Below are 16,330 nucleotides of genomic sequence, written 5' to 3'. Positions count from 1 at the left end.
AAAAAGTTAAAATTTTTTTATGAAATTTAAAAAATACCTGTTTTTTATCCATATTTGGGTTCTAAATCCTATTTTGAACATCCTTCCCTGGTTTTGGATCGATGTCTTTTATGACAATCAAAGTCATATTGGAAATGCGATGCATCATCCACTCTATCTTTTTTTATGGGCGATCAGCAGTGCCTGGGGATTTTATAAACTGTCTATCTTGTATTGGCAAAAAAGAAAATTTTCCTATGTATCCATCCTTCATCGGTTTCTTTGTATCGGTATGCCTGTATCCTGTCTGATTCCTTATCAGTTACAAAATGCAGGATGGTTAAATGATCTGCATATCTGGCTTGCGATTGGCTGTGTCGGTGGATTCATCGTAGAATGGCTCTATTATTTTTATAAACAAATGCTTCTAATTTCTTATGAAAAGATTCTTGTGCTGGTCTTTGTATTCTGCACCTTTTTACTGTTTGTGCCCGGTCATATCACATCAGCTGCACAAACCTCGTTTTCTCTACTTGTCAACATCACTTTATATCAGCTGGTATTTTCTGGTAATCATGATAAAATAAGTGCATGAATTTTATAGAATCTGTTCAAAATAAACGAATCAAAGAATTAACGCGCCTGCATACAAAAAAAGAGCGCGATAAAACCAGCTGTTTTTTAGTCGAAGGAGAACATTTAGTCAAGGAGGCTTTTAGTGCCGGATGCCTGCAGGAAGTTTTCATCAATAAAGATACTTCATGGAAGGAATCAATTCCCAGTACGCTTTGTTCCGATGCCGTATTAAACAAGCTTTCCGTTCAAAGCTCACAGGCAAAGATCATTGGTTTATGTCGTAAAAAAGAATGGGATGAAAAAGAAGAAAAGCAGATTCTTCTTTTAGATTCTGTTCAGGACCCGGGAAATATAGGGACATTATTGCGCACAGCCTGTGCGTTTGGTATCGATCAGGTTTATTGTTCTATGATGTGTGCCGATATTTATAACCCCAAAACGATTCAGGCATCGCAGGGCGCAATTTTTCACATTCCGGTGTGCTATACCGATCTAAAATCTTTGATCCATATAAAACAGGCAGAGGGACTGACAATCTATGGAACCAGCCTGCACGAAAGATCGCTACCCTTATCGAAAGTGGAAAAGAAGACTTCGTATGGGATCGTTTTAGGAAACGAAGGCAATGGAGTGCATCGTGAATTGATTGATGCCTGTGACGTGATTGTGAAAATCGAGATGCATGCCTTTGAAAGTTTGAATGTTGCGATTGCCGGTGGCATCTTGATGTACGAGTTTGACAGAAACAAAGGATAAGAAAATGAATCGTTTGAAACATTATATGATCAGTCTAAAAAAGGCTCTGGAACTGGAAGTTAGAGAACATCGCTCTTCCCTTGTGGTTTATTTGATTTTGCGTACCTTAGTCATTCTGGTCTTAGTTCGCCAGATCATGATGCAGAATTACGAAAATATCTTTGTATGCCTTTTAACTCTTTTATTACTTCTGGTGCCCAGCTTTGTACAGCTTACCTTTAAAGTAGAGCTTCCTATATTTCTGGAAATTTTGATCCTTGTCTTTATCTATGCTGCAGAGATATTGGGTGAGATCGATAATTATTATTTCTCGATTCCTTATTGGGATACCATACTTCATACCATTAACGGCTTTGTTTGTGCTGCCGTCGGTTTCTCTATGGTCAGCTTATTAAACAAAAGTGAAAAAATTCAATTTTTTGTTTCTCCTCTCTTTCTTGCGATCGTCTCTTTTACCTTCTCCATGACGATCGGGGTGCTGTGGGAGTTCTTTGAATTTTCAATGGATCAACTTTTTGCGATGGATACCCAAAAAGATACTTTGATCACTTCTATTCATTCAGCCGGTGTAGATGAAATTCTTCCTCCGTTTGAGGAAAATGATATTCATGAAGTCACCGTGAACGGCGAAGTTATTTCCGATCAGGGCTATATTGATATCGGTCTGATTGATACGATGGAAGATTTATTTGTGAATTTTGTCGGTGCAACAACCTTCTCTTTATTCAGTTATTTTTATGCACGAAATAAAGAGCGCTTTACCTTCCTTCAAAATTTCATTCCGAAAAAGAAAGATTGCAACAAGGATTATCTTCATCAACAAATTAAAAAAGGCGTGGGAAATTAAACTCTCACGCCTTCATCTGTATTCCATCCTCTTTGTTCCTCCTGAATTCTTTCGCTATTATCATAACGCGAACCATAGTAGTTCGATGCAAAATACATTCGGGAACAATACGTCAAAAGATTCATGATCAGTATCAATAAAATAAAATTTCTAAGGAAGGAGCCATTGCTTCTTTGTGTTCTCTGAAACTGTGTACCCCCAAAGCCAAATGGCCCATAAAAGAAGAAATTCGAATTAAAGTCCGAATTCTGCTGCGACTGCTGGTTATAGAAATAGGAAAAAGGATCCTGATACATGTTTCCATACGGATTGGATTGTTGTTGATAGGCCGTATTTCTATATTTTTCCGGATTGGTGATCTGATCATAAGCCGCATTGACTTCCTGCATCTTCTTTGCACATTCTTCATCGCCCGGATGCAGATCCGGATGGTATTTTTTTGCCAATTTACGATACGCTGATTTGATCTCATCCGGAGAGGCACTTCTGGATACGCCTAATACTTCATAAGGATCTCTCATAGTTCGGTAAACATCCTCCATCCTATATATACCCTGCTATTCTAACATTTTTGTCAAAAAAATCATTCAAAATTTGCATTTTCACATATTTTCATATAATTCTAACGCCTTCCATGTTATAGTGCGAATAGATCACCTTTAGTTTACAATTATAAAAGGTTTGACAAACAAGAACAGGAGAATAATATGCCATCATCCAAAAACTATTTGGAATATATCCTACAACAATTATCGAAACTTGATGAAATCACCTATCGAGCTATGATGAATGAATACATTCTTTACTATCAAGGCAAAATCATTGGTGGTATTTATGATGATCGCTTACTGGTTAAGCCTGTACCATCTGCCATAAAATATATGCCAAATGCACGATACGAATCCCCATACAAAGGCGCTAAAAAGATGCTGTTAGTAGATGAAGTCGATAATAAAGAATTTTTGATCGGCTTGTTTCAATTCATGGTAGATGAATGCCCAATACCAAAGAAAAGATAACACACTGATTCTTTATTTTTCTTGAAATTCATTAATTTGGTAAATAATTCACAAAGCAGTTGACAAAGAAACAGAGAAAGAATACGATAGGGATGTACAAAAAACTTCAGGGTCGGGTGAAATTCCCAATCGGCGGTACACTCCGCGAGCCTTCGGGCACGAACCGGTGCAATTCCGGTAGCGACAGTTAAAGTCTGGATGGAAGAAGATTTTTTGAAATCCTTTTTTATCGTATATCCTGAGAGGTTTTTGTGACAAACCTCTTTTTCTTTTGAGGAAAGAGGTGCTGATGATAAGGAGGAATATATATGTCAGCACAATCATTTGTCAATTCGAAAACATCTCGTGTACAGTGGATTGCCAAGGTATCTATTTTGGCCGCCATTGCCTTCGTCTTGATGTTGTTCGAAATTCCATTGCCTTTCTTTCCACCTTTTTATAAGTTAGGCTTTGATGAAGTGGCCGTAATGATCAGCGGCTTTGCTTTAGGGCCTCTTGCCGGAGCTACGGTAGAAACCTTAAAAATTATTTTAAATCTTGTGTTTCAGGGAACCGATACAGCATTTGTCGGGGAGATTTCCAATCTTTTAATTGGTTTATCTTTGGTTTTACCAAGTGCCATTTATTATAAAAAACATAAGACGATGAAAGGAGCATTTATAGCAATGCTCATCGGTGTCATTTCCATGGGTATAATTGGATGTTTTGCCAATTATTTTATCGCACTACCAGCTTATTCTTATTTCTATGGTATGCCAATGGATGTGATCGTAAGCATGGGAAGCTCTATTCTGCCTTTAGTAAAAAATACTTTCACCTTTGTAGTGTTAATGACATTGCCGTTCAACCTTTTAAAAGGTGTAGTTGTGAGTTTGGTCGTAGGCATTTTATATAAAAGGATCTCACCTATTCTGCATCGTTAATATAGAGATCCGATGAAGTTCATGGATACGGAAAATTCGACTTCCGTATCTTTTTTTATAATCAATTCAAATAAAAAAGTCCTTTTGATAAAGGACTCATTGACTCATGGCGGAGACTAAGGGATTCGAACCCTTGGTGGCGTTAACCACACAGCCTTTCCAAGACTGCACCTTAAGCCGCTCGGACAAGTCTCCAATGCCTACTTATAATACTAAGGTTTTAGAAACTTGTCAAATAATTCTTCATATCATTCTATGCTGACTTGTGAATTACTTACCAAACTATGGTTCACTTTAATGTCATCTTCTGTTTTCTCTTTCGATAAAGCCGTTTTAAAATAAGCTCTGGTTTCATTGACTACGACCTTTCGCAATGCGATTAAACCGATCAAGTTAGGAAATGCCATACATCCATTCACAATATCCGCTAATGTAAATACAAAGTCCAAAGACATAAAAGGACCAATTCCAATTAAAACGATGAACAAAATTTTGTAAGGTAAGATTGCTTTTTCACCCAACAAGTATTGAATACATTTTTCGCCATAATAATTCCAGCCGATAATGGTAGTAAACGCAAAGAACAATAAACCGATATTTACAACATAGATTCCAATTTCACCAATAGGAAAGCCATTCTGAAATGCCAATGTTGTCATGGCGGATCCTTCTACACCTAAAAGATAAGATTGCGTAATAATGATTGAAAATCCGGTCATCGTGCAAACGCAGATTGTATCGATAAAGGTACCTGTCATCGATACTAATCCCTGTTCTACACAAGAATCTGTTTTGGCAGCAGCGGCCGCAATCGGCGCACTTCCAAGACCAGATTCATTACTGAAGATCCCCCGACTGATGCCACTGCGCATAGCCATCTGCATGGTAATTCCCACACTTCCTCCAAACGCTGCAGAAGGTGTAAAAGCAGACTGCACCACTAAACCTAGTGTTGGAAGAATATCCTGATAATGCGTGATCATGATCAAAATAACGCTTACAATATAAGCTACGCTCATGAATGGAACAATGACTTCTGATACGGAAGCGATTCTTTTAATTCCCCCGATGGTAATAAAACCAACTGTAATCACCAAAAAGATCCCTGTGACAAAGGGTGGAATATGTAGTGTTAAACTGGCGGCATCAGATATGGAACGAACTTGTGTAAATGTTCCTATTCCTAATAGGGCAACCCCTACACCAAAAACCGCAAAACAACGTGCCAGTATCTTACCCAGTGTTTTATGTTTCAATCCTTTTTCCAGATAATACATCGGACCTCCGGACATCTGCCCTTTTTCATCGCGCTGGCGATATACAATGGCCAATAAACCTTCTGAATATTTAGTTGCCATTCCTAAAAATGCGGAGATCCACATCCAAAATAAAGCGCCCGGCCCACCGGCAATAATGGCGGTAGCCACACCTACGATATTTCCCGTTCCAATCGTTGAAGATAAGGCCGTACATAAAGCTTGAAAGCTGGATACGTCCCCTTCCTTTTGATCATCTTTTTTAAACATCAGACCAAACGCAAGCGGTAATCTGAAAAACTGTAATAAGCCTAACCGACATGTAAAATACAACCCGGTTCCCAACAATAGGAAAATCAAGGGTAATCCCCATATCCATTCATTGATCTGTGTTAATACGTTTGAAAGAGTTGCCATAAAAAAATCCTCCTTTATACCAAAAGAGGAATTAGAAAATAGTAAAAATAATCCTAATCCCCTGTCCTTTTGCCTGAGAGTTTCACCCTTTCGGGCTTGCTCCTTCGGCGTCCATTTAAGGAACTCTCCAGAGGCTCGTCAGAATACTATCCTTTGACCTGAAATAATAAATTCTTCGGTGGTCTTTCGACTCTCTCTAGCATTCGTCATCCGAACTCTACCCTTGCATTGTAATCAAAAATGATGATGGATGCAAGATAAAGTTGTGTGTTTAACCTAGCTGTGTGATTATAATATCGCCAAGCTGAATACGAACAAAGAGATCTCCGTTTTCATCCGTATGTACACTTTGATACCATTGATTGCTTTCAAAATCTGTATCTTGATGCGAGGAAGACACAAATGCACAAAATAATAAGCCTAAAACAATACAACTGCAAGCACCTAAAACCAATACTTTTAACTTTGCCATACATGAACCTCCTTCAAGCGATAAAACAAATGTTCTTTTAACCAGTGGCTAAAAGACATGGTTGCCTTGATAAAGTAGCGAGAAGCATAAATCGTAAACAAACCTAATAAGATAGAAAGTCCGGCCGCAATCAAACCAACACCTAGCTGTAATAGACCTGTCATAAAACTGGAAACCATCAAAAATGGAGATCCGATCAAGCTGATGATACAAAGAATCAGACTGGCAACCATAATAGCCGCTGACAATACAGGGATAAGCCAAATCATGATATATCCTGTCAAAATCAGTAATATGCCAGTACAGATCAAAGCAAGCAACGCCAACAACAAACATGCCCATAAAGGACTGCCCAGGACGATCAAAACAATGATCAACACTTTCATTGGATTAGAAAGTTTCTTTTCCTTAGATGGCTGTGCAGATAAAATCTGTTCGGCTAACATTCCTGCATCCCCTAAGTCTTGCACTGCTTCTTGTTCACTCATGCCTTCTTCCATACGATCATCGATCATCTCTGCATAATAAGCCAACATCTTCTGTCTTTCCTGACGTGGCAGACTTTTTAATAATCGCTCTAAATGATCTAAAAATTCATGCTTATTCATGTTCCATCTCTCCTTTGATATATTCATAAATGGATTGAATCTCTTTCCATTCTCCCAGGAAACATCGAATCGACTCTATTCCCTTATCTGTGATTCTGTAGTATTTCCGTAACCGATTTTTATGTTGTTCTGTATAAGTAATTACACATCCACTGACTTCCAGGCGTTTTAAGATCGGATATAAAGTGGATTCCGATATTTCAATATAACGCGATACATCCTTAACGATTTGATATCCATAGGAATCTTTATTTTTTAAGGAAGCCAAAACACAAAATTCCAAAAAACCTTTTTTTAATTGTGCATCCATCTTATACCTCCTTACACATAATACTATATATTGCATAGTATAATGTGTCAAATAGTATTTTATGATTAGTCCTATTTACATAAAAAAATACCGAGCGTTTATCCCGGTATTTTTACTCTATCATTCAATCACAACTCTAATTGCTTGTAGAAGATGGTAAGAATGGACGAATTGAATCCGCAAAATTATGTAGGTTACGGGTTTGGATCAATACTGTACCATTGCCATGAAATTCATTGACCAGACCTTCACCCGTTTTAAATCCGAAGGTTCCCGAGGCTACATGAATATCATATTGCAGATTAGCATCCCATGCCACAACATGCTCGTTATCGATCGTAATCGGATGGTCATCAGTAATATTTAAGGCTAATAAATCCCCAAAAGCCGACACTAAAATATCGCCTTCACCCTGTGTTTCCATCACAAATAATCCACCGGTGCCCGCAAAGACAGCTTTACCTAAATCTTGTTTTTTCATCAGATATTCAACACTTTGATCACAGGCCAAAAATACACCGGTATTTAAACGATATTGTTTATTTCCCTCTACACTTAAACAATGGATCTTACCAGGAATGGGAGGAGCAATGCCAATAAAGCCATCGTCCGCTGTACCCGTTGCCATCGTAATAAACATGCTTTCTCCACTTGTCATACTGCGGCCAATAGCGCCTAAAACACCGCCAATACCTTTCTTTCCACTGTTCATTTTACCTTCCAATTCTACATTAGAAATATAGACCATGGAACCACGTTCTACCTTAATTGTTTCACCCCTTTTGAGTGATGCCTGCACGATTGGGCAATCTGAATCGCCAAAGATACTGTAATTCATATGCAATCCTCCTAAATATTTAACTTATCTTTATTGTATCGAACCTTCTTTGACTTTAAAAGCAAATTCGTTTTATTTTAAAGTGGGTGTTGTTATAATGAGGATAAAGAAAGAGGGTGAATCCATTGAAAAAAATACTCTTTATTGTTGGTTCCTTACGCAAAAATGGTTTTAATGAACAGCTGGCAAAAAAAACAGAGGAACTAATCGGAGATGATGCTCAAGTCGAATATTTAGACTGGTCTAAAGTTCCTTTCTTTAATCAGGATTTGGAAGCCAATCTTCCTGTTGAAGTGCAAGAAGTCAAAGATAAAGTTCGTGAAAGCGATGCACTATGGATCTTTACACCAGAATACAATCACCAGATTCCCGGCCCTTTAAAGAATCTGTTAGACTGGCTATCCAGAGGTGCTCCCAGCGTTCTGAAGGATAAAAAAGTCACCTTTGCCGCAGCCGGTGGAGGAAGCGGTGGTGCCAGTGTCAGAGATTTTATGATGTTGTTGTTGAATCAAATGATGATGGACACAATGAGTATGCCAAATACAGGTATTCAAATTCCAATGACTGCTTTCCAAACAGGTCAATTGGAGATTGAAAGTTATCCACTGAATCAATTAAAACGACAAGTTAAAGCATTCTTAGATTATATTGCATAACATAGAGAGGCAAGGAAAACCTTGTCTCTCTATTCTTTAAAAAAAATTTGAAACTTCCCCAGAATTATGATACTATATACAGGCACTTAGGGGTATAGTTCAATGGTAGAATAACGGTCTCCAAAACCGCTGATGTGGGTTCAACTCCTGCTACCCCTGCCAGTTAGAACATAAAGGTGTCAGATATGCTTTATATAAAGTATGTTAGACACCTTTTATTTTTATCGATTCTTTCCTGGCGACTTTTTTCACAAACTTTTTATTTTAAATTGTATTTTCAATCATTTTTCTTAGCTGGTTACTTGTATTCAGTAATCAGAATTATATGAAGATAATGAATTATTTGATAATATATATTTTTGTGCATTATTATATTGACATTTATATTGGCTATATCGATATAAAAATGGAATTGGTTACCATCCATTCCCAACTAACTGTATAAGTTGCATATCTCGATTCATTGATTGCAGAATTCGATTTTCTTTCTCTTCCTGAGATCTTAGATGAGACAATTTGTTGAATAACCGTATCAACTGCATGGAAACATAGCCTGCAAAAGAGCATCTACCCGCTTGGAAAGAAACGTATCCACATGATTTATGAGTTCCTGTCCCACCGGATGAAAAGCCAATGTATCACAGGGACGGCATCCTTAGATCTTAAACATATTGGGATTCGTGTTACGAAGGAGAGCAATAAATTTAAAAAAACTATAAATCGCTGTGTCGGCCTTGTGTTCCATAGACATGGCTGCCCTCAGGGGCAACAAAATGATTTGATGGTTCTAACGAGGATCATTCCGCAAAAAATCATACGCCGGTTTTTGTAGCTACTTTTTCAAATCTTCCTTGCAATCACTTCCTTTCAGCTTTCATCACCCGGTATCGCCTCTGTTTCTTTTTGATCAATCGGCTCAATTCCTCTTCTATGTTTTTTTCAGAATGTTGCATAATTTGATGCCAACACTCCTGCTGAATCACCGAAATCTTTTTAGAATCAATGTTCGGACACAGTGCAAAGATTCTATGCCCATCCGTTTTCAAATCCAAAAATCGATAGGGATGAGTTGTAACAAAATCCGCATAAAATGTTTTAAAATCCTATTAATATTCAAGATGGCAAAATCGTATCATCTCATTAGGGATATACCTTTCACGAATATTGATCTTGCCACAGATAAAAGAAAAGAGATGTATAACATGTGATCACATATCCATCTCTTTTTTATGTATTGAACTAATAGGACAACAAATAAGGATGAATTACTTATTCAAAGAGTGTCCAAATAATTGGGTTCACCTCATTTCCTATAGAGGTTTCATTATTCTGAGTTACAGACTCATTTAACAATAGCTTGTTAAATTTATTGAATCTAGCTACAACTCTTGATGTTGTCTATTTCTTTGTTTTCTTTCTGCGCCATCCAGCGAAAAGTCCTGTGCCCGATGCCAGTAAGGCAGCCGCACTTCCAAACAACGGCATGGAAACCGATGTCTTTCTTCCCTTGTCTTTCTTAGACGGGATCGGTTCATTGCCGAAATCAGGCAGGGCCAGTTCTGATGTTGTTCGGATTCGAACTTCTCTTGTCAGGCTGGATTTTGTATAGCCTGCAATCGTCTGCATTTCCTTTAATGTATAATCGCCGTAAACCACATCTTTAAATACAACCTGACCGTCTTTGTCACTTGTGGATGTATAGACACATTCATCGTTTTGATATAATCCGAAGACAACACCTTCCAATCCCTTCTTCGTCTTCACATCCACTTTTTTAAAGACGACGTCTGCCTTGATCTTTGTATTGACAATGGTGCCAAGATCAATGACTTGATCCTGCTGCTCAATATCGACATCCCATGTCGCCTCATTAAACTGATAGCCTTCCGGTGCTTCCATTTCTTTTACGGTGTAGCTTCCGTAAGGAATCTTGTCAAATGTGACTATACCCTCTTCATCGGTTTTAGCCGTTTGATAAGGTGTTTCTCCTTCTTTAAGGAATAAACCAAAGACAACATCCGATAATGGCTGATGGGTATCGGCATCCACCTTCTTCAGCGTTGCGTATCCTTTCTTGATCTCATTTTGAATCGTTCCCAGATCAATACGCTTTCCTTCTTCATCCATGTGGATTTCCATGGATCCTGTCCACAGATTATGTGAGTCCAGGGTTGTAATCTCTTTTAAGACATAGTCTCCATATTCTACATCTTTAAATGTCAATGTACCCTTTTCGTCTGTTGTTTCCTGAAGAACCGGTTCATCTGATGCATTCGTAAACAATCCAAAGGTAACACCTTCCAGTGGCTGCCTTGTATCCGCATCCACTTTCGTCAAGGTCACCGATCCCTTTTTGATAGGATTGACCATCGTTTTAGCTTCTACCGTCTGACCGTCGGTATCGATTGTGACCGTCTGTACATCTGTTACTACATTGTAGGCAGCCAGACCTTTGGTCTCTTTCAGCGTATAGGTTCCGTATTTTACATTCTTAAAGGTTGCCACACCTGAATCATCACTTACGGCTGTGGCGACAACTTGATCTTCCTGCAGAAGACTGAATTCCACACCCTGAAGTGGTTGATCTTTCTCATCGGTCTTCTTGACTGTGACCGTGCCTTTTTTCATCGTATTAGTCCATGTTCCGGCATCGAAAACTTGATCTTGACTAGATATAGTTACTTCTTTAGTTTTATCGCTTAATACATAAGCATCATGTGTACTGATTTCTTTTAAAGTATAAGTACCATATTTCACACCACTAAAGACAACTTCACCTTTTTCATTACTTGTGGCGGTATAGATTGGATCGGCTCCATCTTTAAATAGGCCAAACTGAACATTAGATAATGGCTTCTTGGATTCACTATCCACCTTTATCAGTTTAACACTTCCACGTTTAATGGTATTGGTAATCTGCCCCAGTTTAATTTCTTTTCCTTGTTCATCCATGACGATATCCATACCATCTTTTAACAAGTTATGACTAGGTAGTGTCGAAGTTTCTTTCAAGACATATCGACCATATTCAACACCTTCAAATGTCAATTGACCTTTATCATCTGTAGATTTTGACGCCACTTCTGTTTTGCCGTCTTCTTTATACAGAGTAAATGTAACACCCTCCAGAGGTTTCTTCGTATCGGTATCTACCTTAGTCAAAGTAATCGATCCCTTTTTGATCGGATTGACCATCGTTTTAGCTTCTACCATCTGACCGTCGGTATCGATTGTGACCGTCTGTACATCTGTTACTACATTGTAGGCAGCCAGACCTTTGGTTTCTTTCAGCGTATAGGTTCCGTATTTTACACCCTTAAAGGTTGCCACACCTGAAGCATCACTTACGGCTGTGGCGACAACTCGATCTTCCTGCAGAAGACTGAATTCCACACCCTGAAGTGGTTGATCTTTCTCATCGGTCTTCTTGACTGTGACCGTGCCTTCAATCTTCTTATTTTCCACCGTTCCCAGATCGATGACCTGGTTCTCTTCAAGGATGGAAGCCTCTTTGCTCCAGTTATTGGCTGCATAGCCCTCCAGAGCCCCCGTTTCTTTAACAACGTAGTCTCCATATTCCACCTTCTCGAAGGTCACCACACCATCTGCACCGGTTGTTTGGGTCTGTATTGGCTGCTCTTCCCCTTTTTTATACAGGGAGAAGGAAACGCCTGATAGAGCCTCTTTTGTCGAGGCATCGATTTTCTTTAAAGTGATGGAGCCCTGGATTAGGGAATCCTTTACAGTGAAGACACTGTTGAAAGTCTCGGAATCCGTGACTTCAATCGTACTGGAAGCCGCTTTTGTATATTTATCAGGTGCTCTGGTTTCGGTCAATGTATACGTTCCAAATGGTACATTGTCAATAACAGCTGTACCTTTTTCACCGGTTGTAACGGTATAGGAAACATCTGAATCCACTGTATTCTGTAATGTGAAGGTCGCACCGGCCAGTTTTTTATTCACATCCTTGGCATCCACCTTTTCTATCGTTATCGTACGACCATCTGAATAAATGGCACCGTTGCGAATTGCACTGTTTCTGGAAGGCTCCAGAATAAAGGCATAGGTACTTCCCACATTTTGATTTTCGGATTCAATATTGTCTGCATGAATATCATTGGCGTTTCCCTTTTGTGGGAAGGTATAGACTGTCTTTTTGGTAAAGTCTATACGATAGTTTCCACGCTGATATACGTCAAAATCATACGTTCCATCACTGGTCGTTTTCGCTTCAATGACTTTTCCATCTAAATCTTTGGCCGCAACCCACTGTCCGTTTTCCTCTTTCATCAAAACAACGTTGGCACCGGAAACCTTTGGTTCCTGCTCATCCATCGTTCCATTTTGATTCTTGTCAATAAAGAAAGTTCCCTTGACATTGTATTTTGTCACATGCAGTGCTGTTTGATTCGATTCATTATATCGTTTGCCGTCTGTGGATAAGGCAATCGAATTGATTGCTTTTTTATCAATCAATGTTTTTTCAACTGGTACCCGAATCGGCAAAAGCAGATTCACCTGTTCTCCCGGCTGCATCTGATTTCCTTCTTTGAGCTGTACCTTGATGGAGCGAACCGTACCAAAGTCTGTAATCTTATCGGCCGTAACCCAGGCACCATCTCGTACTGATTCCAGTGTATCCGGTTCTACGGTAGAATAAAATACATCAAAACGTTTGAGTACTTCTGCATTCTGTGCCATCGATTCAATGGAATCGGTTAAACGAATATCAAACTGTGAGCCACGATCGGTATAATTTCCTTCCGTATCCGTCGTAATGGAATGATCCCCTGTACTTGGCAGTACATCCAGTAAATAGGCAGAAGAGACAGGAACTACCGCATTATTGGTCATATTGATTCGATAGTAGGTATCTTGTCCTAAATCGGCTGTCGTTGTAAATGAAGTCGCCTGCTCATCCAACCCCACATAATCCGATGCGATTAGTTCCAGTGGCGGTCTAAAGATAAACTTACTGGAAACCATGGCAAAGGTCTCATTACGATCGCCATCCCCATCTAAATCCAAAGCATCGGTATATGCCTGTACATTACGAGAATTGGCTTCTTTATAGATATTTGGACCAATCTTATCATTGTTTGGATACACCACATAAGTCTCAATCGTACTGGCCCCCATAGGTGTATTGGGTGAGACTTTTAAGTTCATTTTAAGAGATGAGGTATTAATACGCGGGTCGTTTGGAATAATTTTAGGATACGTATAAATCACAGCGGTTCTTCCGGATCCATGATAGTTCTCTATAATCTCCGGGGCCTCAACCTTGCCACCTACAATTGTGGTATAAGGCCATACAGATACATGCTTTTCATACGTAATTCCATCCGGTAACAAAGTAATCACTTTTACATTTTCTAAAGGTTGATCTCCATAACGCCCCCATTGACCAACTGCCGTAGATGAAAACGTAATATAAGGATTATATTCGAAGCTGTCACTTTCTCCTTCTTTGTACGTTAACGAACTATCCAAAGGAGCCGTCATATCCATCAGAGGATCAATTCTTGACAATGAGGTATACGGATTAAATCGGGCATCCGCATAACTTTCCTGATAATCTTGTTCCACTGGATCCTGATCTGCCTTTACCAGTTGCCATGTAGAACTGATTCTTGGATAATAAAGATAAGATTGCCCTCCATGGGAAATACGATTGATTTCTTCCTGTGTTGGAAGCCCGGAGGCCCAACCATGAACGCGCATATTCTCTAATTTAAACGGTTTATCAAAACGCATAATGACTTTTTGATACATTTGTTTTGTATCATGAATCGCCTGTAAGGTACCAAAAGGTACATCTTTGGCAATCACATGTTCATTACCATTAAAATCCACACCAATGAGTGTATTTTGACTTAAGGCTTCTTTTGCCTTTTGTGTACGTTCTTCATTTTGTTCTTTTGTATATTTCGATTCGTTTAACAGAACGATAGAATCCAGTCCAAAGTAATTATAATATAAAGGTTCATTATTTTGTTGTTTATCGCCGTTATCGTTATTTCCATAAAAGAGCTGATGTGTCAATTCTTTAACAGCAGCAACCATGCCTCCGGTTATATCATCAGGGCTACCACCATTATTGGTCTCCGATATATGAAATTGATTCATCATACCCTCTTGACCATGATCAACTCCGGCACGATCCACGAGTTGATTTTGATCAAGCACGTAGGCACCTTCATTAAAAGTGTTACGATTACTGATTGTACCGACATCACTTAAATTATATGTGAATAATTGGTTGCTAGAATGGATATTATCTTCCCATATCGCATAATTACCACCTGGTTTAAAAGTGATTTTATTCAATATAAAATTGAGAGTCGTACTTAAGTGAACCGGCTTTTCTTGGCCTTGATACGTAATGACTGTATCAAATGTCATGGGCAAGATTGTATCCAAAGGGACTTCTTCATCTTCCAGATTATCTATATCAATACCTAATAAAAACTTAAAGCCATAATTGCCCTCACGGTTTGGATAAACTTCTTTTAAATCTTGATCCGGATATCGATTTTCAATATGACGAGTAATCGTGGAAGGATCGAGTTCCTTCCAATTTTTAGTATCTGCATATTCTCGTTTGGTCAAATGAAAGCCTGCCGGTAAATGCACTGTGATATCCATAGTCTTTACTTTTTCCGCAAAACGTCCATTTAATCCCTCTTTGGTACCATCGATAACCGGGGCCACCATAAACCAAGGTTCACTGTGCCATGAATTCGGTAAAGTATTCTGGTTTTCCAGCACAGGAATATTTTGGTAATATATACCATCTTTATTTACCGGTGTATAAGTTTTTACTATTTGCTTATCGATATAGGCACTTTTCTTAATGGCACGATAATAACGCTGTACACTTCTTCCCTCACCATCGGCTTTTAAGGTCTTAACGGTTTCCAAATCCTTTACATCTTCTGGATTTTCTAGAGTTGATGCATCAAGTAGTTTAGAAGTGGCAATGATGGTATCCCCATCAAAAGTCTTTTCACGATCAAAGGAGAAACTAAAGGAGTAGGTTCCGACAAATCCTCCATTGATATTATGGAATTTATAAAGTTCATAATAATTCTCTTCATCTTCTAAATCCAAAGTTTCATACGCATCACTGCTTCCACCAAACGATGGTTTATTGGGTAAATGCGCTTTAGGAATGGAAATCAGTAACCATGGCTCTATCAAGGATGGTCCACCACTGTTGGATACCTGAATGGTTGTCGCACCTGGAATAATCGTATCCACACCATAATCGGTTCCCTGACCCAATATGGTTCCATCATAGGGACTTAATGTATTATCTTCCAATAAATCACGCATGTCCATGGTGATGGTATTATTGATATCCGGTGCACCGGCTACTCGTAAAGGTGCAGCGGTTTCCGGAACCGTTGCCGGTTCATCACTGGATGCGAAAGGTGCAGCCGGCATTTCTTCTTCCGGAATCGCTTCTTTATCACTGGAGCTATTCTCTGTTTCTTCGGGAATCGATGTTTCATCGGTTGTGGATGGTTCCGGATCACTTTCCGTTGTCACAGGAGTTTCTTCCTGTGCAAAGACAGGTTGTAATCCCGAGAACGTAGTACTGCCACAAACCATGCACGTCGCAAGAACTAAAGTAAATATTCGTTTCGTAAAACTTCGCATATATA

13 protein-coding genes, 2 tRNA genes and 2 riboswitches are annotated in these 16,330 nt (G+C 38.9%); of the genes, 7 read left to right on the top strand and 8 right to left on the bottom strand.

The annotated features are described in order from the left end of the window. Window positions 1-19 precede the first annotated feature (19 nt). The 3 genes from ACTQX6_RS02275 to ACTQX6_RS02265 are packed head-to-tail and all read left to right on the top strand — an operon-like array spanning window position 20 to window position 2,158. Window positions 20-574, top strand: a complete 555-nt coding sequence (locus ACTQX6_RS02275) for a hypothetical protein (protein WP_195222517.1) — start codon at window positions 20-22, stop codon at window positions 572-574. After that, window positions 571-1,311 (top strand): TrmH family RNA methyltransferase, encoded by a 741-nt coding sequence (locus ACTQX6_RS02270; protein WP_294688152.1) that lies wholly within the window; start codon window positions 571-573, stop codon window positions 1,309-1,311. Before ACTQX6_RS02275 ends, ACTQX6_RS02270 begins: the two co-directional genes overlap by 4 nt. Before the next feature lie 4 nt (window positions 1,312-1,315). Further along, a complete protein-coding gene (locus ACTQX6_RS02265; RefSeq protein WP_117446812.1) occupies window positions 1,316-2,158 on the top strand; it encodes a hypothetical protein in 843 nt (280 codons plus the stop codon). Here ACTQX6_RS02265 and ACTQX6_RS02260 read toward each other — a convergent pair. Continuing rightward, the gene (locus ACTQX6_RS02260) at window positions 2,155-2,679 is read right to left on the bottom strand and encodes a J domain-containing protein (RefSeq protein WP_272001274.1); all 525 of its coding nucleotides are present in this window, start codon (window positions 2,677-2,679) and stop codon (window positions 2,155-2,157) included. The two genes, ACTQX6_RS02265 and ACTQX6_RS02260, sit on opposite strands and share 4 nt — an antisense overlap. A 186-nt stretch (window positions 2,680-2,865) precedes the next feature. Between ACTQX6_RS02260 and ACTQX6_RS02255 the strand changes: the two genes are divergently transcribed. Further along, window positions 2,866-3,177 carry a TfoX/Sxy family protein gene (locus ACTQX6_RS02255; RefSeq protein ID WP_294688150.1) on the top strand — a complete coding sequence of 104 codons (312 nt, stop codon included), beginning with the start codon at window positions 2,866-2,868 and terminating at the stop codon, window positions 3,175-3,177. A gap of 98 nt (window positions 3,178-3,275) precedes the next feature. Next, window positions 3,276-3,391, top strand: a riboswitch (FMN riboswitch). A 94-nt stretch (window positions 3,392-3,485) separates the two neighbouring features. Continuing rightward, entirely contained in the window at window positions 3,486-4,100 is a 615-nt protein-coding gene (locus tag ACTQX6_RS02250) for an ECF transporter S component (protein WP_294688147.1), read from the top strand. A 107-nt stretch (window positions 4,101-4,207) separates the two neighbouring features. Here the strand turns inward: ACTQX6_RS02250 and ACTQX6_RS02245 are convergent. From ACTQX6_RS02245 to ACTQX6_RS02220, 6 genes are all read right to left on the bottom strand, one after another. Next, window positions 4,208-4,295, bottom strand: a tRNA-Ser gene (locus tag ACTQX6_RS02245). A gap of 53 nt (window positions 4,296-4,348) precedes the next feature. Then, window positions 4,349-5,773 (bottom strand): alanine/glycine:cation symporter family protein, encoded by a 1,425-nt coding sequence (locus ACTQX6_RS02240; RefSeq protein ID WP_320863286.1) that lies wholly within the window; start codon window positions 5,771-5,773, stop codon window positions 4,349-4,351. Window positions 5,774-5,824: 51 nt separating this feature from the next. Next, a riboswitch (glycine riboswitch) is annotated at window positions 5,825-5,914 on the bottom strand. A 130-nt stretch (window positions 5,915-6,044) separates the two neighbouring features. Then, window positions 6,045-6,245 (bottom strand): hypothetical protein, encoded by a 201-nt coding sequence (locus tag ACTQX6_RS02235; RefSeq protein ID WP_117447208.1) that lies wholly within the window; start codon window positions 6,243-6,245, stop codon window positions 6,045-6,047. Next, window positions 6,233-6,853, bottom strand: coding sequence for a DUF1700 domain-containing protein (locus ACTQX6_RS02230; RefSeq protein WP_195222520.1), 621 nt, complete (start codon window positions 6,851-6,853; stop codon window positions 6,233-6,235). The genes ACTQX6_RS02235 and ACTQX6_RS02230 overlap by 13 nt, the downstream gene beginning before the upstream one ends. After that, entirely contained in the window at window positions 6,846-7,163 is a 318-nt protein-coding gene (locus ACTQX6_RS02225) for a PadR family transcriptional regulator (protein WP_195222521.1), read from the bottom strand. The genes ACTQX6_RS02230 and ACTQX6_RS02225 overlap by 8 nt, the downstream gene beginning before the upstream one ends. Window positions 7,164-7,299: 136 nt before the next feature. Then, on the bottom strand, window positions 7,300-8,001 hold the full coding sequence (locus ACTQX6_RS02220; protein ID WP_195222522.1) for a TIGR00266 family protein: 702 nt from the start codon (window positions 7,999-8,001) through the stop codon (window positions 7,300-7,302). A gap of 125 nt (window positions 8,002-8,126) precedes the next feature. Between ACTQX6_RS02220 and ACTQX6_RS02215 the strand changes: the two genes are divergently transcribed. Both ACTQX6_RS02215 and ACTQX6_RS02210 read left to right on the top strand, forming a co-directional pair. Continuing rightward, complete coding sequence (locus ACTQX6_RS02215; protein ID WP_181965682.1) at window positions 8,127-8,657, top strand: NADPH-dependent FMN reductase; 531 nt, start codon at window positions 8,127-8,129, stop codon at window positions 8,655-8,657. Window positions 8,658-8,745: 88 nt separating this feature from the next. Beyond that, window positions 8,746-8,819, top strand: a tRNA-Trp gene (locus ACTQX6_RS02210). Window positions 8,820-10,055: 1,236 nt separating this feature from the next. Here the strand turns inward: ACTQX6_RS02210 and ACTQX6_RS02205 are convergent. Beyond that, window positions 10,056-16,325, bottom strand: a complete 6,270-nt coding sequence (locus tag ACTQX6_RS02205) for a SpaA isopeptide-forming pilin-related protein (RefSeq protein WP_441657295.1) — start codon at window positions 16,323-16,325, stop codon at window positions 10,056-10,058. Window positions 16,326-16,330 lie beyond the last annotated feature (5 nt).

The organism is Faecalicoccus sp. LCP19S3_E2 (assembly GCF_052121255.1).
Classification (GTDB): Bacteria; Bacillota_I; Bacilli_A; order Erysipelotrichales; family Erysipelotrichaceae; genus Faecalicoccus.
This window is presented reverse-complemented; position numbering and strand designations above follow the sequence as displayed.

Coding starts and splice junctions, on each gene's coding strand:
- ACTQX6_RS02275 (WP_195222517.1), top strand. CDS start 20: ATGAAATTTAAAAAATACCTGTTTTTTATCCATATTTGGGTTCTAAAT.
- ACTQX6_RS02270 (WP_294688152.1), top strand. CDS start 571: ATGAATTTTATAGAATCTGTTCAAAATAAACGAATCAAAGAATTAACG.
- ACTQX6_RS02265 (WP_117446812.1), top strand. CDS start 1,316: ATGAATCGTTTGAAACATTATATGATCAGTCTAAAAAAGGCTCTGGAA.
- ACTQX6_RS02260 (WP_272001274.1), bottom strand. CDS start 2,679: ATGAGAGATCCTTATGAAGTATTAGGCGTATCCAGAAGTGCCTCTCCG.
- ACTQX6_RS02255 (WP_294688150.1), top strand. CDS start 2,866: ATGCCATCATCCAAAAACTATTTGGAATATATCCTACAACAATTATCG.
- ACTQX6_RS02250 (WP_294688147.1), top strand. CDS start 3,486: ATGTCAGCACAATCATTTGTCAATTCGAAAACATCTCGTGTACAGTGG.
- ACTQX6_RS02240 (WP_320863286.1), bottom strand. CDS start 5,773: ATGGCAACTCTTTCAAACGTATTAACACAGATCAATGAATGGATATGG.
- ACTQX6_RS02235 (WP_117447208.1), bottom strand. CDS start 6,245: ATGGCAAAGTTAAAAGTATTGGTTTTAGGTGCTTGCAGTTGTATTGTT.
- ACTQX6_RS02230 (WP_195222520.1), bottom strand. CDS start 6,853: ATGAATAAGCATGAATTTTTAGATCATTTAGAGCGATTATTAAAAAGT.
- ACTQX6_RS02225 (WP_195222521.1), bottom strand. CDS start 7,163: ATGGATGCACAATTAAAAAAAGGTTTTTTGGAATTTTGTGTTTTGGCT.
- ACTQX6_RS02220 (WP_195222522.1), bottom strand. CDS start 8,001: ATGAATTACAGTATCTTTGGCGATTCAGATTGCCCAATCGTGCAGGCA.
- ACTQX6_RS02205 (WP_441657295.1), bottom strand. CDS start 16,325: ATGCGAAGTTTTACGAAACGAATATTTACTTTAGTTCTTGCGACGTGC.